Origin of the sequence: Leifsonia araucanica (assembly GCF_051161895.1) — a bacterium.
In the GTDB taxonomy this organism is placed as follows: Bacteria; Actinomycetota; Actinomycetes; order Actinomycetales; family Microbacteriaceae; genus Leifsonia.
In genome coordinates this window covers 1,665,807-1,682,941 of the sequence record NZ_JBMBTW010000002.1, presented here as the reverse complement: position 1 = coordinate 1,682,941, position 17,135 = coordinate 1,665,807, and the positions used below count along the sequence as shown (strand labels likewise).

The window sequence follows — 17,135 nt, the reverse complement described above, 5'->3', positions numbered from 1 at the left end:
CCCCAGCCCGTCCCCGCGGGCCGGGTTCGCCGCTACCGGGTGCGCGCATCCGGTGCTGTCGCCTCCAGGGCGCGGATCAGGGACTGGGCGTCGAACGGGCCCACGTGGCGGCGGCCGTTGACGAAGAAGGTCGGGACGGCCGTGATGTCCATCGCCTCGGCGTCGAGCATGTCGTCGCGGACGCGGGCGGCGACCTCGGCGGAGTTGAGGTCGGCCTCGAATCGTTCGACGTCGAGACCGAGCTCCTGAGCCCGTCGCACGATGTCGGAGGGCAGCTGGTGCTCCTGGTCGGCGAACAGGCTGCGCTCGAAGTCGAAGAAGCGGCCCTGGAGCGCCGCAGCCTCCGACGCCTCCGCCGCGGCCTGGGCGTTGGGGTGGTAGTGGCTGAGAGGGGCGTGCCGCCAGACGTAGCGCAGGTCGTCGCCGATCTCACGCCGGACCTCCTCGACCGAGCCGGTGGCCTTCAAGCAGAAGCCGCACTGGAAGTCGCCGTACTCGACCAGCGTGTACCTGGCGTCCTCGCGGCCGTAGATGTGGTCGCGGCGCGGGTCGACGGGGCGCGCGAGAAAGCGGCCGCTCTCCTTGCCCGGGTGGCGCGCATCCGAGATCCGGAAGATCAGGGCGGCCAGCAGGAACGCGACGACGGAGGCGGTCAGCACGGCGACGCGCGCCTCGTTCTGCACGGCGGGGTCGTCGATCGCGAGGTCGATGATGAACAGCGAGATGGTGAACCCGATGCCGCACAGCGCTGCACCGCCCGCGACGCGGTCCAGCGACAGCCCTGCGCCGAAATCGCCGATCCGGAAGACGCGCATCAGAGCACTCGACCCGAACACGCCGAGGAACTTCCCGGCGACCAGGCCGGCCAGGATGCCCCAGCTCACCGGGGACGTGACGGCGGCGGCCAGGATGTCCGGGCTCAGCTGCACCCCGGCGTTCGCGAGCGCGAAGAGGGGGAGGATCACGTAGGCGACATAGGGCGCGTACGCGGACTGGAGGCGCTCGTTGATCGAGATCGACTCCCGCAGGCTGTTCGCGGCCGCCCGCGCGTACTCGGTGTTCGGCGACTGGCGGAACGTGCGCGCGAGGTCGAGGGCGTGCTCGACGTCCCGCCGGTTCGGCCGGTACACCGGCACGAGCAGCGCGATGGCGACGCCGGCGAGGGTGGGATGCACGCCGGAGGCGAGGAACGAGAACCACACGATGATCGCGAGGGTCGCATACACCGGCCCCCGGCCGCCGCGCAGGTAGCGCGTGAAGAAGACCCCGACGAGGCAGACGGCCGCGACGATCAGCGGCACGGGGTTGAAGTTCTCGGTGTAGACGAGCGCGATGATGCTGAGCGCTCCGATGTCGTCGACGACCGCCAGGGCCAGCAGGAACACCCGGAGACGCCCCGGCGCACGCGGCCCGATCAGCGCGAGCGCGCCGACCAGGAACGCGGTGTCGGTGGAGATCACGACTCCCCAGGCATGCTCCTGCCCCGAGCCGGAACTGATCAGGACGAACAGCAGTGCAGGCACCACCAGGCCGGCGACGGCGGCCACGACCGGGATCACGGCGCGCGACCAGCTGGTCAGCTCGCCGATGGCGAACTCGCGGCGCACTTCGAGTCCGACCGTGAAGAAGAAGATCGCCATCAGGGCGTCGTTGACGAGGGCGTGCAGCGTGAAATCGAGGTGCACATCCTGGACGCCGACGGTGAAGTGGGTCTCCCAGAACGCCTCGTACGACGAGGCGGCGATGTTCGCCCACACGATCGCGGCGACGGTCGCGATGAGCAGCAGGAGCGCGCCGATCCTGTTCTGCCCCAGGTTCCGGATGCGCTCGGCGATGGAGGGCCGGCGGCCGCCGGACTGTGGCAGGTCGGGGTCGGGCGACCGCTCGATGACGGTCAGTCGGGTCATCCCAATATTCTGGCGCGCCGGAGAGGGTTTGTGGGGTTTTCGGCGGAATCGGGGGTGCTCGCCGCTGCTCGGGGTGGCCTGCCGTGCGACCCGGATCGGCTACGTTAGGTTGGCCTCATCAACAGTTCGCCCCCCGTCGACTGGAGTTCCCGGAAATGCCTTTCGCTCGTCAGCGCCTGCGGCACGAATTCGCCGTGCGTCACGTCACCGTCCGCCGTGTGAGCAGGATCGTGCCGACGATCGTGCGCGTCACCTTCAGCGGCAAAGACCTGGATGGGTTCACGAGCGCAGGGCCGGCCGACCACGTGAAGGTGTTCTTCCCCGACCAGCAGTCCGGGATGCTCGTGGTGCCGACCGTGACGCCGGACGGCATCGAGCCGCCGGAGCACGGGACGCCGATCGCGCGCGACTACACGCCGCTCGCGTTCCGGGCGGCGGCCGACGGGAACGCGGCCGAACTGGACATCGACTTCGTGCTGCACGGCGACGAAGGGCCGGCGTCGGCGTGGGCGGCACGTGCGACGCCCGGAGACGTGGTCGCCATCGGCGGCCCGCGCGGATCGCAGCTCGCGCCGGAGGGCGTCGGGAGGCTGATCCTGGTCGCCGACGAGACGGCGCTGCCCGCGGCGAGCCGGTGGCTGGCCGCTGTCGACCCTGCTGTTCCCGTGACGGCGCTGTTCTTCGTGGCGGACGAGAGCGTGTCCGGGTATCTGCCGGCGGAAGTGGCGGAGCGCGTGGATGCGCGGTGGCTGAGCGGCAGTGGCGCCGGCGGTAGTGGCGCTGGTGGCGCATCCACTGTCGAGACGGCGCTGCGGGAGCTGGGGCCGATCGGCGGCGACACGTACGTGTTCCTGGCGGGGGAGGCCGGGGCGCTCATCCCGTTGCGGCGCTACCTGCGGAGGGAGCTGGGGATGCCGGCGGAGCAGGTCTCGGCGAGCGGGTACTGGAAGCGCGGCGTCGTCGCGCTCGACCACCACGCGCCGGTGGACCCGAGCGACCCGGACTGAGCGACCCGGACTGAGCGACCCGGACTGAGCGGGCGGCACCGAGCGGGCGCACTGCCGCGTACGACCGAATGTTGCGCGAGGGTGCGCGCATCCACGCCGGGATTCGTACAGTTGCTGCATGGCTGACTTCGAGACCAGGCAGATCCACGCCGGCGCGGTCGTGGACGCGCAGACCAGCGCGCGGGTGACCCCGATCTACCAGACCGCCGGGTACGTGTTCTCCGACTTCGACGACGGAGAGGAGCGGTTTGCCGGTCGCAGCACGATGCGGGCGTATTCGCGCAACGAGAACCCCACCAATCAGGTGGCGGGGCGACGGCTGGCCGACCTGGAGGGCGGGGTCGACGGGATCGTCGTGGCCAGCGGGCAGGCGGCCATCGCGGCCGCGCTGTTCTCGCTCGCTCGTGCCGGAGACCACATCCTGGCCACGTCGTCGCTGTACGAGGGGACCCGGGAGATGTTCCGCGGCGCCCTGCAGCGCCAGGGGCTGGAGGTCGAGTACGTCGCCGACGACGCCGACGAGGCGGAGTGGGCGTCGCGGATCACCGACCGCACGAGGGCGGTGTACACCGAGACCATCCCGAACCCGCTGAACCAGGTGGTCGACCTGGAGCGGCTGGCCGGGATCGCCCACCGGGCCGGCATCCCGCTCGTGGTGGACAGCACGGTGGCGACGCCATATCTCTGTCGCCCGATCGAGTGGGGCGCCGACATCGTGATCCACTCCACCTCCAAGTGGCTGGCGGGGCACGGGGCGGTGATCGGCGGGGCCGTGATCGACGGGGGGACGTTCGACTGGGCGGCCAACGCCGACCGGTTCCCGCACCTGGTGGATGAGCCGCGGCCGGGCGTCCCGTCGTACGTCGAGCGCTTCGGGGCCGGCGCATACCTCGGCTACCTGCGCACGGTGACGGTGCTCGAGTACGGGCCGACGGTGCCGCCGACCAGCACGTTCCTGCTGCTGCACGGGATCGAGACGCTGTCGCTGCGGATGGACAAGCACATCCGGAACGCGCAGGAGATCGCGGAGTGGCTGGCCGGGCGTCCCGAGCTGGCGGCGGTGCACTATCCGGGGCTGCCGGGCGACCCGTTCCACGAGCGGGCGCAGAAGTATCTTCCTCTCGGTCCCGGGTCGATCGTCAGCATCGACCTGGCGGGTGGCAGGGAGGCGGCGCGGCGGTTCATCGACGCGCTCGAACTGGTCACGCCGATGACGCACATCGGCGACGTCCGCACGCTCGCGATCCACCTGGGCAGCACGATCCACGCCAAGCTGACCGAGCAGGAACGACGGGATGCGGGGATCACGCCTGGACTGGTGCGGCTGTCGATCGGGCTGGAGAGCGCCAGGGACGTGATCGCCGACCTGGAGCGCGGGCTGGTCGCCGCCGGGGGGTAGCGGCGGAGAAGTTCGGCGACACGCCGCTCGGGGGTCCGTTCGGACGGAGATCCGGCGCTGGCGGGGGTCGTTTCTCCGCTGGTGCGGACGGGCCGCGTGCAGGCGTGGGGTGTGCGGGTGGGTCAGGCCGGGATGGCGGGGGCGTGGGGGCGGGAAGCGGCCCGGGCGCGGACGGTGGCCGCGATGCGGCGGACCGCCTCGGAGATGGTGGCCGGGTCGCAGGCGATGTTCATCCGGGCGAAGCCGTGGCCGCCCGTGCCGAAGGTCGGGCCCGAGTTGAGGGCGACGCGGGCGTCGGCGAGGAGGGTGGCGGCGGGGTCGTCGCCGAGGCCGAGAGCGCGGAGGTCGAGCCAGACCAGATAGCCGGCGTCCGGTTCGACCACCCGGACCTCCGGCAGGTGGATGCTCAGCTCGCCGACCAGCAGCCGGTAGTTGTCCGTGATCCGGTCGACGGTCTGGTGCAGCCAGGTCTGCGCCTCGTACGCGGCGATGTTGGCGTGGAGGCCGATGATGCTGGTGCGTGCGGCGAGCTCTTCGGGGAACCGGGTGAGCATCGCGGCGGAGTCTGCGTCGTTCGCGACGGCGACGGCGCACTTGAGGGCTGCGAGGTTCCAGCCTTTGCTGGCGGAGGTCACCGTGACGGAACGGACCCCCGCCCCGGTACACGCGACGGCGAACGGCGTGAACGGGGAACCGGGATGCGCGAGCGGAGCGTGCACCTCGTCGCTCACCACGAGCACGTCGTACTCGGCGGCGAGGCGCGCGAGCTCGCGCAGGCTCTCCCTGCTGTGCGAACGGCCGGTGGGGTTGTGCGGGTTGCAGAGGAGGAACGCATCCACCCCGGTGGCGAACGCGCGCTCGATGGCCGGAAGGTCGAGCGACCATCCCGCATCTTCGCGCAGCGGGACGTCGACCGCTTCCGCACGGGCCTCCCCGACCATCTCGTAGAACGGCGCGTAGACGGGAGGGGTGAGCACGACGCGGCCGCCGACGCTCGGCACCGCAAGGCGGAGCGTCTCGAGCACTCCGACGGTCACGTCCGTGGCCAGGTGCACTCGGGACTCGTCGACCTGCCAGCCCCACGCGGCGGAGGCAAACCCGGCGAAGGCCGCGGCCAGCGGACCGGGGGAGTCGAGGTAGCCGGTGTCGGAGCGCAGCAGGTGGTCGATCGCGGTCTGAGCGACGGAGGGCGCGATCTCGAAATCCATCTCGGCCACCGACATCGGAAGCACATCGGCGGGGAACCGGTGCCACTTGATGCTGGTCCTGCGTTCGCGCAGGTCGGCGAGGGGTCGCGCGTGAATGCCACTCATGGGACAACTGTCCTCGGCTGCGGCTCCGAGCGCCAACGGGCTGTCGAAAACTGAAACAATCCGGGCGAGCGCCGCCCGGAATCCGCGTCAGACGGCGGCATCCCCGGAGGTGTCGCGGCGCGCCCTGACCTCCTGCTCCAGCTGCCGGATGCGCTCCTGCCGCTGGTGGTACGCGATCTCCTCCTCGACGGCGGCGAGCTGCTCCTCCGTGCTGAGCGCGCGCGTGCGGTGGCTGCTCTGCTGCTGCGGCGCCCGCTGCTCCTCGCGCACGACGACCGGGCGCTGCGGACGGGGAGCGCGCTCGGCGTACTCGCGCCCGAGCGCGAACCACAGGATGCTGCCGATCAGCGGAAGCAGGATCACGATGAACACCCAGGCCAGCTTCGGCAGGTGCCGCACCTGGTCGGACGGACGCAGGATGATGTCCACCAGGGCGAAGACGAACAGCGTGAGCGCGAGCAGCGGAACGAGCAGCATGGCCCCGATCCTATGGGAACGCTGTGTCCCCTGACCATGCTGCCCGCGCTCGCCGCCCGCGCTCGCCGCGCCGGTCAGCCGAACGGGATGGCGCCGAGCACGACGCCGACCGTGAGCATCACCAGCGACACCACGAGTGCACGCCAGAGGACCTTCTTGTGGTGGTCGCCGAGGTTGACGTTCGCCAGGGACACCAGCAGCAGGATCGCGGGCACCAGCGGGCTCTGCAGGTGGACGGGCTGGCCGATGATCGACGCCCTGGCCATCTCCACCGGGCTGATGCCGTATGTAGCCGCCGTCTCGGACAGGATCGGCAGGATGCCGAAGTAGAACGCGTCGTTCGACATGAAGAACGTCATCGGGATCGAGAGCAGGCCGGTGATGACGGCGAGGAACGGTCCCATCGACGCGGGGACCACATCCACCACCCAGTTGGCCATCGCGGTCACCATGCCCGTGCCGTTCAGCACTCCGACGAGCACCCCGGCGGCGAGGACCATCGACACGACGCCGACGATGCTCGGGGCGTGCGCGACGATCTCGTCCGCCTGGCTGCGCAGCTTCGGGAAGTTGATCACCAGGGCGAGCGCGGTGCCGACCATGAAGATGTACGCCAGCGGCAGCACGTCGAGCACGAGCAGCACCATCACGATGAGCGTGAGGGCGAGGTTCACCCAGATGAGGCGCGGACGGAGGGTGGCGCGGTTCGGGTCGAGCATGGTGTCGGCCATCGCGGTGTCCCCGCGGTCGGGCTTCGCGCCGGACACCGTGACGATGCCGGTGGTGTCGACCGAGCCGCGCGCGCCGGGAGCAGCCTGCGTTCCACGGACCAGCCGCCCGCCCTGGAACAGCGAGAACCGGCCGGTGGATGCGCTGCCGGCGCCGACCGTCTCCGTCTCCCGCAGCATCGGGGTCGCGAGGGCCAGCGTGCCGAGCCGGCGGCGCTCGCCGAGGCCGAGCATCCAGACCAGCGTGAACGCCACGACCAGGCCGACGCCGAGCGAAGGGAGCATGGGCACGAAGATGTCCGTCGGGGAGACGTTGAGCGCCGACGCCGCCCGGGCGGTCGGGCCTCCCCACGGGACGATGTTCAGGGTGCCGTTGACCAGGCCGGCGACACAGGTGAGCACGACAGGGCTCATCCCGAGTCTGAGGTAGATCGGCAGCATCGCCGAGGTGGTGATGATGAACGTGGTCGACCCGTCGCCGTCGAGCGAGACGGCTCCGGCGAGCACTGCCGTGCCGATGACCACCTTGGCCGGGTCGTTTCCGAGGAACCGGACGATGAACCGGATGAGCGGATCGAACAGCCCGACGTCGATCATGATGCCGAAGAACATGATCGCGAACATCAGTAGCGCAGCGGTCGGCGCGAGGTCGCCGATGGCCTTGAGGATCATGTCGCCGAGCCCGAGGCCCGCCCCGGCGAACAGCCCGAAGATGGTCGGCACGAGGATGAGGGCGACCATCGGCGTCAGCCGTTTGGTCATGATGAGCGCCATGAAGGTGAGGATCATGGCGAATCCGAGGATGACGAGCACGCCGACTCCTTTGTCGTAGCGGATGGGACGGTGTCACGCTACGAGGGGATGCGCCGAGCGGCCGGGTATCGCGCGTTCCGGAACGATCTGCGCATTCTCCGGGTTCTGCGCATTCTGCTCATTCGGCGGCGGGCGGTACTGACGCCTACCCTGGGTGGGACACGAAGGAGTCTCGGGATGCGGTTCGCCAGCCATGTGCTGCTCCTCCAGCTGGCCACGGTGTCCGCCGTCGTCGCGGTGAGCGCCGGGGTGTTCACCGTGCTCGGCGTGCAGCAGCTGCAGCGGGAGGCCGAGTCGTCGGCGCTCGCCATCGCGCGGACCGTCGCGGAGGACGTGGAGGTGCGCGCGTCGGTGGCCGAATTCAGCGAGGCCCCGGGAACGCCGACGCACGCTGCGGTGGCGGCCGGTCCGTTGCAGCCGCTCGCCGAGGCTGTGCGGACGCGCACCGGAGCCCTGTTCGTCGTGATCACCGACGACCACGGCATCCGGCTCGCGCATCCGGACGAGAGCAGGCTGGGCGAGCGGGTGAGCACGAGCTTCGAGGACGCGGTCGCCGGGCGGGAGACGGTCTCCTGGGAGACCGGGACGCTCGGGGAGTCGGCGCGGGCGAAGGTGCCGGTGTACGCGCCGGGCGGCGGCAGCGGTGCCCCGGTGGGCGAGGTCAGCGTCGGGTTCGCACGGGCGAGCGTGTTCACCGAGCTGCCTGGGCTGCTCGGCGGGATCGCGGTGACGGCGGTGGTGGCGCTCGCGATCGGCGTCGTCGCGTCCGTGCTGATCCGCAGGAGGCTGACCAGGCTGACCATCGGATTGCAGCCGGAGGAGCTGGCCGTCCTCGTGCAGGACCAGGCCGCCGTGCTCGACGGCGTCGGAGAGGGCGTGCTCGCGCTGACGCCCGGCGGCGAAGTGAGCGTCTGCAACGAGCGCGCCGCCCGGATGCTCGGGCTGACGCATCCCGTCGGGTCGCCCGCGCGGGAGCTCGGTCTGCCCGCCCCGCTCGCGCGGCTGCTCGCGGACGCGGGAGGAGCGACGGGGGAGGCCGCGCAGGACGTCTTCGTGGCGGACGGACGCGTCGTCTACGTGGATGTGCGCCGTGTCGAGCGCGACGGCCACGACCTCGGAACCGTGGCCGTGCTGCGCGACCGCACGGACCTCGACGCGCTCGCCAGGCGACTCGACGCCGTCGCGACGATGACGAACGCGCTGCGCGCGCAGCGGCACGAGTTCGCGAACCGGCTGCACGTGGTCGCCGGGCTGATCGACGCCGACCGGGTGCCGGATGCGCGCAGCTACCTCGCCGACGTGGTGGCACGGGGGCCGCTGAAGTTCCCTGTCGAGCACGCCGACCGCATCCAGGAGCCGTACCTGCAGGCGCTGCTCGGGGCGAAGGGCATCGAGGCGGCGGAGCGCGGCGTGCTGCTGACGCTGGGCGCGGAGACTCTCGTGACCGGCGCCGTCGCGGAGCCGGAGGACGTGGCGACCGTGCTCGGCAACCTGATCGACAACGCCATCAGCGCCGCCGTCGACGGCGAGGAGCCGCGCTGGGTGGAGGTGGAGCTGCTCGACGACGGGACAGACCTGTTCCTGACGGTCGCGGACTCCGGTGCGGGGGTTGCCGACCCCTCCGCGCTGTTCGAGCGTGGGGACGACCGGGAGCGCGCGGGAGCGGACGCGGTGCACGGCCACGGGTTCGGCCTGCCGCTGTGCCGCGACATCGCGCGGCGCCGCGGAGGCGACGTGTGGCTGGTCGACGCGGGCGGCGACGCCGGCGGCGCCGTGCTCTGCGCGCGGCTGCCGGGCACGATGCATCCGGAGCCGGTCGGCACCGCAACGGAAGGGGGTCGCCCGTGAGCGACGACATCCGGGTCCTCGTCGTCGACGACGACTTCCACGTGGCGGGGTTGCACAGCGACGTCGTCGCCTCTCGTCCCGGTTTCGCGGCCCTGGATCCCGTCCACACCGCCAGGGAGGCCCGCGCCGTCGTGCGCGACAACGCGCCGGACCTCGTGCTGCTCGACGTCTACCTGCCGGACGGCGACGGCCTGGCGCTCCTCGCCGAACTCGACGTGGATGCGTTCGTCATCAGCGCGGCGACGGACGGCGCGACCATCCGGCGCGCCCTGCGCTCCGGCGCGCTGACCTACCTGATCAAGCCATTCGACGCCCGCCTGCTCTCCGACCGGCTGGATGCGTACCTGCGCTACCGCAACGTGCTGCGCGACGACAGGGGAGCAGATCAGGAGGCGGTCGAGCGGGCGCTGCGCATCCTGCACTCCGGCGACACCGGAGCGGCGTCGTCGTCGCGGTCGGCCACGGAGCAGCTGGTGCTCGCGCAGCTCGACGGCGGAGAGGTGACGGCCGCGGACGTCGCGGCGGCGACCGGGGTGTCGCGGGCGACGGCGCAGCGCTATCTCGCCGCGCTCGCCGCCCGCGGACTGGTCGAGGTCGCCCTGCGCTACGGCACCACCGGTCGTCCGGAGCACCGCTACCGCCGCGCGTGACCCCCTGCGGCTACCTCCTGCCCGCTACTCCCAGGTCATGAACGGCCGGATCTCCAGCTGGCCGTTGCGCGCCATCGGGTGCTTGGCGGCGATCTCGATGGCCTCGTCGAGGCTCTCGCACTCGAGGATGTCGAAACCGCAGATCCACTCCTTGGTCTCCGCGAACGGCCCGTCTGTGACGTGACGCTTCCCGTCGCGCACCCGCACGACCGTGGACTTCGCCGGAGGCTCGAGCACCTCGCCGATCACGCGCTTCCCGCTGGCGTCGAGCTCGTCGACCCAGAGGTTCACATCCGATTCGTCCGACTCGGTGTCTGGGCTGGAGTCGGTGACCACGAACATCATGTACTTCATCGTTCATCCTTTCGCTTCGCGAACGCTTCACCCCCACGTCGAACGAGGACACCCGCTGATCGACATTCTGCAGCGAAAAAAGTTCGCGGGCCGGATTCGACTCAGCGCTGCGGTGCCGGACCGGTGGATGCGCGCACCACGAGCCGGGTCGGAAGGACGGTGGCCGCCGCGGGCTCCGGGCGGGATTCGATCTCGGCGATGAGCAGCTCGACGGCACGGTGACCCGTCGCCTCGAACTCCTGGTGCACCGTGGTCAGCGGCGGCCAGAACGAGTCGGACTCCGCCATGTCGTCGAAGCCGACGACGCTCACGTCCTCCGGAACGCGGCGGCCGTTCTCGTGCAGGGCGCGCAGCACGCCGAGCGCCATCTGGTCGTTGGCGGCGAAGACGGCCGTGATCTCCGGATGCGCTGCGATGGTCTTGCCGTGCTCGTATCCGGCGGTCGTCGACCAGTCTCCCGGCATCGGTTCCGGCACCGGACGGCCGGCGGCTTCGAGCACGGACCGCCAGGACTGCTCACGGCGGGTGGCGGAGTACGAGTCTGCCGGGCCGGAGACGTGCCAGACCGTCTCGTGGCCGAGCGCGAGCAGGTGCTCGGTGGCGAGCCTGGCGCCCTGCGCCTGATCGGTGTCGACCTGCGGGTAGTCCGCGCGGGCCGTCGAGTCGATGACCACCACGGAGAGGCCGGGTGGCAGTTCCACGTCCGCGCGGTCGACGATGTGCGCCTCGATGACGATGATGATGCCGTCGACCGCCTGTTCGAGCAGCCGGGAGAAGGCGACGGACACATCCTGCTGGGTGGGGTGCTCGACCGGAACGAGGTTGATCGAGTATCCGGCGCGGGCGGCCGAGACGGCGATGGCGTCGAGGGTGCGCATGTTGCCGTACGACGACAGCGTGAACATCACCACGCCGATGCTGCGGAAGTGACCGGAGCGCAGCGCCCTGGCCGCGCGGTTCGGGCGGTAGCCGAGCGCCTGCATCGAGGTGAGGACGCGGTCGCGGGTGGCTGGCTCGACGTTCGTGAGCCCGTTGGCGACGCGGGAGACGGTCTGCGTGGACACTCCGGCGTGACCGGCGACGTCGGCGAGCGATGGCCCCCGTCTGGCGCGGGTGCGTGCGCTGTTCGGCTCGGTCATCGCGCCGCCCTTTCCGTGAAGGTGTGTGTCGTCTGCTGAGCCAACTCTGGCAGATCCGGAACTCGGACTTGCGCCATGTTGACGTCAACATGCTAGTGTAGCCCCGCTGATGTTGACGTAAACATCGGCGTGACGACAAGGAAGACCACATTGACAACGACGTCCGCACCCCGTAGCGCAGCCCTCAGCGCGCCGCGCCGACGCCACCGTCGCGACTGGCGCGGCTGGGCGTTCGTAGCCCCGTTCCTGATCGTGTTCGCGGCCATGATCGTCGCGCCGGTGATCTACGCGATCTACCTCAGCCTGTTCCGGCAGCAGCTGATCGGAGGTAACGCCTTCGTCGGCCTGGAGAACTACATCGCCGTCTTCACCGACGCGAAGTTCTGGGAGTCGCTCGGTCGCGTCACCGTGTTCCTGGTGGTGCAGGTGCCGATCATGCTGGTGCTCTCCCTCACGGCGGCACTGGCCCTGGACAGCGCCCGCCTCCACGGCGCCGGCTTCTTTCGCATCGCGATCTTCCTGCCGTACGCGGTGCCCGGCGTCGTCGCCGCCCTCATCTGGGGCTTCATCTACGGCGACCAGTTCGGCCTCACCGCAAGCCTCAACGACCTGCTCGGCACCAGCTTCGCCCCGCTGAGCGGCTCGTGGATCCTCGGCTCCATCGGCAACATCGTCACCTGGGAGTTCATGGGCTACAACATGCTCATCTTTTACGCGGCCCTCAAAGTCATCCCGGGCGAGCTGTACGAGGCGGCCGAGATCGACGGCGCCGGAGCGTTCCGCACGGTGTTCAGCATCAAGATCCCGGCCGTGCGCGGCGCCATCGTGATCGCCACGATCTTCTCGATCATCGGCAGCTTCCAGCTCTTCAACGAGCCGAACCTGCTGAAGCCGCTGGCGCCGAACGCCATCTCCAGCTACTTCACCCCGAACATGTACGCATACAACCTCTCGTTCGCCGGTCAGCAATTCAACTACGCGGCCACCGTCGCGATCGTCATGGGCGTGCTCACCGCAGTCATCGCCTACGTCGTGCAGTTGCGCGGCTCGAGGAAGGAGAACGCCTGATGGTCGCCATCGCCCCCGAGCGCGAGGGCCGCACCCCGGCGCGGCGCGCATCCCGAGCATCCCGTGCATCCGGATCGTCGGGCGCCGCCCGCCGCAACCCGCGGCAGCGCCGGTCGATCGTGCTCACCATCGTCATGGTGATCTTCACGATCTACTCGATCGTCCCGCTGGTCTGGCTGATCGTGAACGCCACCAAGACCCAGCCGGAGCTGTTCTCCTCGTTCGGCCTCTGGTTCGGCAACGGGTTCTCGCTGTTCCAGAACATCGCGGACACCCTCACCTACCGCAACGGGATCTTCCTGCAGTGGTTCGGCAACACCCTGCTCTACGTGGTGGTGGGCGCCGGCGGCGCGACCCTGCTGGCGACCGTCGCGGGATACGGGCTCGCGAAGTACAACTTCCCCGGCAAGCGCGCGGTGTTCGCCATCGTCCTCGGTGCCATCGCGGTGCCGGGAACGGCCCTCGCCGTCCCGACCTTCCTCATGTTCAGCCAGGTGGGCCTGACGAACACGCCGTGGGCGGTCATCCTGCCGTCGCTGGTCAGCCCGTTCGGCCTCTACCTGGTCTGGACGTACGCGTCGGAGGCCATCCCGACCGAGCTGCTCGAAGCGGCCAGGATGGACGGCGCGGGCGAGTTCCGCACCTTCTTCACCATCTCGCTGCGGCTGCTCGCCCCCGGCATCGTCACGGTGCTGCTGTTCGCGATCGTCGCCACCTGGAACAACTACTTCCTGCCGCTGATCATGCTGAGCGACCCGCAGTGGTACCCGCTCACCGTCGGCCTCGGCCAGTGGAGCGCGCAGGCCATCGGCGTCGGCGCGCAGCCGATCTACAACCTCGTCATCACGGGCTCGCTGCTCACCATCGTGCCCATCGTCATCGCCTTCCTCTTCCTGCAGCGGTTCTGGCAGTCGGGGTTGAGCGCCGGAAGCGTCAAGCAGTGACGGGAGACCGCTGCTTGCACCCGCACCACCCCTCCCACGGGCGTCCTGCCCAGCACACACCCTCATCCCGATGAAGTGAATGAAGTGAATGAAGTGAAAGGAACACCATGAAGCGCATCTCGCGTTCGTCGGTGCTTCGACGCGTCGCGACGGCCATCGCCGTCAGCGCCGTGATCGGCGCGTCGCTCGCCGCCTGCTCCGGCGGCACCGCAGCATCCGGAGGCAGCTCCTCCGACATCGAGGCGGCACTGAAGGAGGGCGGCACGATCACGTACTGGTCGTGGACCCCGTCGGCAGAGGCCCAGGTCGCCGCGTTCGAGAAGCAGTACCCGAAGGTGAAGGTCAAGCTGGTCAACGCCGGCACGAACACCACCGAGTACACCAAGCTGCAGAACGCCATCAAGGCGGGCTCCGGCGCCCCGGATGTCGCCCAGGTCGAGTACTACGCCATCCCGCAGTTCGCGCTCGGCAAGGCCCTCGTCGACCTCAAGCAGTACGGCTTCGACAAGTTGAAGAGCGACTACACGCCCGGCCCGTGGGGCTCCGTGAACGTCGGCGGCGAGCTCGTCGGCCTCCCGCAGGACTCCGGCCCCATGGCCATGTTCTATAACAAGACGGTCTTCGACAAGTACGGCATCGCCGTCCCGAAGACCTGGGACGAGTACGTGGATGCCGCCACCAAGCTGCACGCGGCAGACCCGACCAAGTACATCACCAGTGACTCGGGTGACTCCGGCTTCACCACCAGCATGATCTGGCAGGCCGGCGGGCGTCCGTTCCAGGTCGACGGCACCAAGGTGTCGATCAACCTCCAGGACGACGGCACCAAGAAGTGGACGGGCACCTGGAACAAGCTCGTCGAGAACAAGCTGCTCTCCTCCGTCCCCGGCTGGAGCGACGACTGGTTCAAGGCCCTCGGCAACGGCTCCATCGCCACCCTCGTCACCGGCGCCTGGATGCCCGGCGTGCTCGAGTCGTCGGTGAAGGACGGCTCCGGCCAGTGGCGCGTGGCTCCGGTCCCGACCTACGACGGCACCCCGGCCAACGCCGAGAACGGCGGAGGCGGCCAGGTCGTGCTCAAGCAGAGCAAGAACCCGGCGCTCGCCGCCGGCTTCCTCAAGTGGCTGAACAACAGCCCGGAGTCGATCAAGGTCTTCCTGCAGTCCGGCGGCTTCCCGTCGACCACGAAGGACCTCGAAGCGAGCGACTTCCTCGCCTCTGCGCCCGACTACTTCGGCGGCCAGAAGATCAACGAGGTGCTCGTCGACGGTGCGAAGAACGTCTCGACCGGCTGGCAGTACCTGCCGTTCCAGGTCTACGCGAACAGCATCTACGGCGACACGGTCGGTCAGGCGTACTCGAACAACAGCGATCTGAACGCGGGCCTGCAGGCCTGGCAGAAGTCGCTGGTCGACTACGGCAACCAGCAGGGCTTCACCGTCACAGGCAAGTAAGCAGCACAGCACGACAGTGGATGCGGCCGGTCGCCCAGCGCGGCCGGCCGCAGCCACGGAACAGCACGAACACGGGCGCCCCGGCGGGCGCGGACGACACGATGGAGACGACGGCACCGATGGCTACGGGCACAGCAGACACCGACATCCGGGACACGGGCACCCGGGAGACAGGGACCGCCACGGCGGAGCGGCCTGCCCGGTTCGAGATCGGCGAGCGTGACTTCCTGCTCGACGGCGAACCGTTCCAGGTGATCTCCGGCGCGCTGCACTACTTCCGCGTGCACCCCGGGCTGTGGGCCGACCGCATCCACAAGGCCAGGCTGATGGGGCTGAACACCATCGAGACCTACGTACCGTGGAACCTGCACGAGCCCGTCGAAGGCACCTGGACGGCCGAGGACGGCCTCGACCTGGGCGCGTTCCTCGACGCCGTCGCCGCCGAAGGGATGCGGGCCATCGTGCGGCCGGGCCCGTACATCTGCGCCGAGTGGGTCAACGGCGGCCTGCCGGCCTGGCTGACCGCGGAGCCCGGCGTCGGCATCCGCCGCAGCGAGCCGCGCTACCTCGCGGCCGTCACGCGCTACCTGCGCGAGGTCTACGCGATCGTCGCCCCGCGGCAGATCGACGAGGGCGGCCCCGTCGTGCTCGTGCAGATCGAGAACGAGTACGGCGCGTACGGCGACGACAAGGACTACCTGAGGGCGCTCGTCGACGTGACCCGTGCATCCGGGATCGTCGTGCCGCTGACCACGGTCGACCAGCCGCAGCCCACGATGCTCGAGAACGGCTCCCTGCCGGAGCTGCACCGCACGGCGTCGTTCGGCTCGCGTGCCGTCGACCGCCTCGCCACCCTGCGCGAGCACCAGCCGACCGGACCGCTGATGTGCTCCGAGTTCTGGAACGGCTGGTTCGACCAGTGGGGCGAGTACCACCACATCACCGCGCCGGAGGACTCGGCGGCCGAACTGGATGCGCTGCTCGCGGCCGGCGCCTCGGTGAACCTCTACGTCGTGCACGGCGGAACGAACTTCGGCTTCACCAACGGGGCCAACCACAAGGGCCACTACACGCCGATCGTCACGAGCTACGACTACGACGCCCCGCTCGACGAGGCGGGCAACCCCACGGCGAAGTACTGGGCGTTCCGGGAGACGATCGCCCGGCACGCGCCGATTCCGGACGAGGTACCCGTCGCCTCCGGTGCTGCGCCCGTCGGGACGAGCGCGTTTGACGCGGCGCTGCCGCTCGACGCCGTCCGCGCCGTCTTCTCCGGCTCCGTGGACGCCGAGCAGCCTCCGACGATGGATGCGCTCGGCCACTACGGTCCGTTCGCGTCATACCGCGCATCCATCGACGCCCACGCCGGCTCGGTGCTCTCGGTCGGCGAGGTGCGCGACCGCGCCTGGCTGACGCTCGACGGCGTCCCCGTCGGACGACTCGCGCGGGAGAACAAGGAGCGCGCGCTGGTGCTCCCGGGCGGCGGAGAGCTGCGCATCCTGATCGAGAATCAGGGGCGCGTCGACTACGGCACGCGCATCGGCGAGGCGAAGGGGCTGATCGGTCCGGTCGCCGTCGACGGGCGCGAGGTGACGGGATGGACGGTCGACCCGATCGACGTCTCCTCCTCCGCGGCGGTCGCCGGCATCGAGAACGCGCTCGCCGCGGTGCGCGGCGAGGTCGTCGACGTGCTGTCCGGGCCGGTGTTCGCGTCGGGGACGTTCGAGCTGGACGAGCCCGCCGACCTGTACCTCGACACGAGCGGCTGGGGGAAGGGCGCCGTGTGGATCAACGGGTTCTGCCTCGGCCGGTACTGGTCGCGCGGCCCGCAGTACACGCTCTATGTCCCGGCGCCGATCCTCCGCGCAGGCACGAACAGCATCGTCGCGCTCGAACTCGAGATCGCAACGGACCCCGCGGTCCGCTTCGTCGCGCACCCGTCGCTCGGCCCGCTCGACCTCTAGCCGACGGCCCGCCGGGCCCGATGGCCCCGTGCAGAGGTGGACCTGGCCGCCGTCGCCGATGACAGGCCGG

The 17,135-nt window shown here is 70.1% G+C and carries 15 protein-coding genes; 8 read left to right on the top strand and 7 right to left on the bottom strand.

The window, feature by feature from the left end; translation table 11 throughout:
• Positions 1 to 32: 32 nt before the first annotated feature.
• Positions 33 to 1,907: a Na+/H+ antiporter NhaA gene (gene nhaA, locus ACN6M5_RS08060; protein ID WP_434949217.1), complete on the bottom strand. Its 1,875-nt coding sequence runs from the start codon at positions 1,905 to 1,907 to the stop codon at positions 33 to 35.
• Positions 1,908 to 2,062: 155 nt separating this feature from the next.
• On the opposite strand from nhaA, the gene ACN6M5_RS08055 reads away from it, so the two are divergent.
• Positions 2,063 to 2,914 (top strand): siderophore-interacting protein, encoded by an 852-nt coding sequence (locus ACN6M5_RS08055; RefSeq protein WP_434949215.1) that lies wholly within the window; start codon positions 2,063 to 2,065, stop codon positions 2,912 to 2,914.
• 118 nt (positions 2,915 to 3,032) lie between these two features.
• The gene (locus ACN6M5_RS08050) at positions 3,033 to 4,313 is read left to right on the top strand and encodes an O-acetylhomoserine aminocarboxypropyltransferase/cysteine synthase family protein (protein WP_434949213.1); all 1,281 of its coding nucleotides are present in this window, start codon (positions 3,033 to 3,035) and stop codon (positions 4,311 to 4,313) included.
• A 122-nt stretch (positions 4,314 to 4,435) separates the two neighbouring features.
• Here ACN6M5_RS08050 and ACN6M5_RS08045 read toward each other — a convergent pair whose 3' ends face one another.
• From ACN6M5_RS08045 to ACN6M5_RS08035, 3 genes are all read right to left on the bottom strand, one after another.
• Positions 4,436 to 5,626, bottom strand: coding sequence for a MalY/PatB family protein (locus ACN6M5_RS08045; protein WP_434949211.1), 1,191 nt, complete (start codon positions 5,624 to 5,626; stop codon positions 4,436 to 4,438).
• Between the two features lie 87 nt (positions 5,627 to 5,713).
• A complete protein-coding gene (locus tag ACN6M5_RS08040) occupies positions 5,714 to 6,103 on the bottom strand; it encodes a PLD nuclease N-terminal domain-containing protein (protein ID WP_434949208.1) in 390 nt (129 codons plus the stop codon).
• A gap of 74 nt (positions 6,104 to 6,177) precedes the next feature.
• Positions 6,178 to 7,620, bottom strand: a complete 1,443-nt coding sequence (locus tag ACN6M5_RS08035; protein WP_434952353.1) for a CitMHS family transporter — start codon at positions 7,618 to 7,620, stop codon at positions 6,178 to 6,180.
• A 201-nt stretch (positions 7,621 to 7,821) separates the two neighbouring features.
• On the opposite strand from ACN6M5_RS08035, the gene ACN6M5_RS08030 reads away from it, so the two are divergent.
• Together ACN6M5_RS08030 and ACN6M5_RS08025 are read left to right on the top strand one after the other, a co-directional pair.
• Entirely contained in the window at positions 7,822 to 9,492 is a 1,671-nt protein-coding gene (locus ACN6M5_RS08030) for a sensor histidine kinase (RefSeq protein WP_434949206.1), read from the top strand.
• Positions 9,489 to 10,142 carry a response regulator gene (locus ACN6M5_RS08025; protein ID WP_085371391.1) on the top strand — a complete coding sequence of 218 codons (654 nt, stop codon included), beginning with the start codon at positions 9,489 to 9,491 and terminating at the stop codon, positions 10,140 to 10,142. Before ACN6M5_RS08030 ends, ACN6M5_RS08025 begins: the two co-directional genes overlap by 4 nt.
• Positions 10,143 to 10,166: 24 nt before the next feature.
• Here the strand turns inward: ACN6M5_RS08025 and ACN6M5_RS08020 are convergent, their stop codons facing one another.
• Complete coding sequence (locus tag ACN6M5_RS08020) at positions 10,167 to 10,496, bottom strand: YciI family protein (protein ID WP_085371390.1); 330 nt, start codon at positions 10,494 to 10,496, stop codon at positions 10,167 to 10,169.
• A 101-nt stretch (positions 10,497 to 10,597) separates the two neighbouring features.
• Positions 10,598 to 11,635 carry a LacI family DNA-binding transcriptional regulator gene (locus ACN6M5_RS08015; protein WP_434949204.1) on the bottom strand — a complete coding sequence of 346 codons (1,038 nt, stop codon included), beginning with the start codon at positions 11,633 to 11,635 and terminating at the stop codon, positions 10,598 to 10,600.
• Positions 11,636 to 11,785: 150 nt separating this feature from the next.
• Here ACN6M5_RS08015 and ACN6M5_RS08010 point away from each other — a divergent pair, with 150 nt between their 5' ends.
• The 3 genes from ACN6M5_RS08010 (at position 11,786) to ACN6M5_RS08000 (ending at position 15,101) form a co-directional block, all read left to right on the top strand.
• The gene (locus ACN6M5_RS08010) at positions 11,786 to 12,703 is read left to right on the top strand and encodes a carbohydrate ABC transporter permease (protein WP_085371388.1); all 918 of its coding nucleotides are present in this window, start codon (positions 11,786 to 11,788) and stop codon (positions 12,701 to 12,703) included.
• Positions 12,703 to 13,647: a carbohydrate ABC transporter permease gene (locus ACN6M5_RS08005; RefSeq protein WP_434949202.1), complete on the top strand. Its 945-nt coding sequence runs from the start codon at positions 12,703 to 12,705 to the stop codon at positions 13,645 to 13,647. The genes ACN6M5_RS08010 and ACN6M5_RS08005 overlap by 1 nt, the downstream gene beginning before the upstream one ends.
• Positions 13,648 to 13,754: 107 nt before the next feature.
• The gene (locus ACN6M5_RS08000; RefSeq protein ID WP_434949201.1) at positions 13,755 to 15,101 is read left to right on the top strand and encodes an ABC transporter substrate-binding protein; all 1,347 of its coding nucleotides are present in this window, start codon (positions 13,755 to 13,757) and stop codon (positions 15,099 to 15,101) included.
• Here ACN6M5_RS08000 and ACN6M5_RS07995 read toward each other — a convergent pair.
• Positions 15,088 to 15,234, bottom strand: a complete 147-nt coding sequence (locus tag ACN6M5_RS07995; protein WP_434949200.1) for a hypothetical protein — start codon at positions 15,232 to 15,234, stop codon at positions 15,088 to 15,090. The genes ACN6M5_RS08000 and ACN6M5_RS07995 overlap by 14 nt on opposite strands.
• Here ACN6M5_RS07995 and ACN6M5_RS07990 point away from each other — a divergent pair.
• Positions 15,221 to 17,065, top strand: coding sequence for a glycoside hydrolase family 35 protein (locus ACN6M5_RS07990; RefSeq protein WP_434949199.1), 1,845 nt, complete (start codon positions 15,221 to 15,223; stop codon positions 17,063 to 17,065). The genes ACN6M5_RS07995 and ACN6M5_RS07990 overlap by 14 nt on opposite strands.
• Positions 17,066 to 17,135: the final 70 nt, after the last annotated feature.

What these genes read in the sequence shown, in the direction of transcription:
- ACN6M5_RS08000 (WP_434949201.1), top strand. Translation starts at nt 13,755, where the DNA reads ATGAAGCGCATCTCGCGTTCGTCGGTGCTTCGACGCGTCGCGACGGCC.
- nhaA (WP_434949217.1), bottom strand. Translation starts at nt 1,907, where the DNA reads ATGACCCGACTGACCGTCATCGAGCGGTCGCCCGACCCCGACCTGCCA.
- ACN6M5_RS08015 (WP_434949204.1), bottom strand. Translation starts at nt 11,635, where the DNA reads ATGACCGAGCCGAACAGCGCACGCACCCGCGCCAGACGGGGGCCATCG.
- ACN6M5_RS08005 (WP_434949202.1), top strand. Translation starts at nt 12,703, where the DNA reads ATGGTCGCCATCGCCCCCGAGCGCGAGGGCCGCACCCCGGCGCGGCGC.
- ACN6M5_RS08035 (WP_434952353.1), bottom strand. Translation starts at nt 7,620, where the DNA reads ATGATCCTCACCTTCATGGCGCTCATCATGACCAAACGGCTGACGCCG.
- ACN6M5_RS08020 (WP_085371390.1), bottom strand. Translation starts at nt 10,496, where the DNA reads ATGAAGTACATGATGTTCGTGGTCACCGACTCCAGCCCAGACACCGAG.
- ACN6M5_RS08055 (WP_434949215.1), top strand. Translation starts at nt 2,063, where the DNA reads ATGCCTTTCGCTCGTCAGCGCCTGCGGCACGAATTCGCCGTGCGTCAC.
- ACN6M5_RS08040 (WP_434949208.1), bottom strand. Translation starts at nt 6,103, where the DNA reads ATGCTGCTCGTTCCGCTGCTCGCGCTCACGCTGTTCGTCTTCGCCCTG.
- ACN6M5_RS08050 (WP_434949213.1), top strand. Translation starts at nt 3,033, where the DNA reads ATGGCTGACTTCGAGACCAGGCAGATCCACGCCGGCGCGGTCGTGGAC.
- ACN6M5_RS07990 (WP_434949199.1), top strand. Translation starts at nt 15,221, where the DNA reads ATGGCTACGGGCACAGCAGACACCGACATCCGGGACACGGGCACCCGG.
- ACN6M5_RS08030 (WP_434949206.1), top strand. Translation starts at nt 7,822, where the DNA reads ATGCGGTTCGCCAGCCATGTGCTGCTCCTCCAGCTGGCCACGGTGTCC.
- ACN6M5_RS08045 (WP_434949211.1), bottom strand. Translation starts at nt 5,626, where the DNA reads ATGAGTGGCATTCACGCGCGACCCCTCGCCGACCTGCGCGAACGCAGG.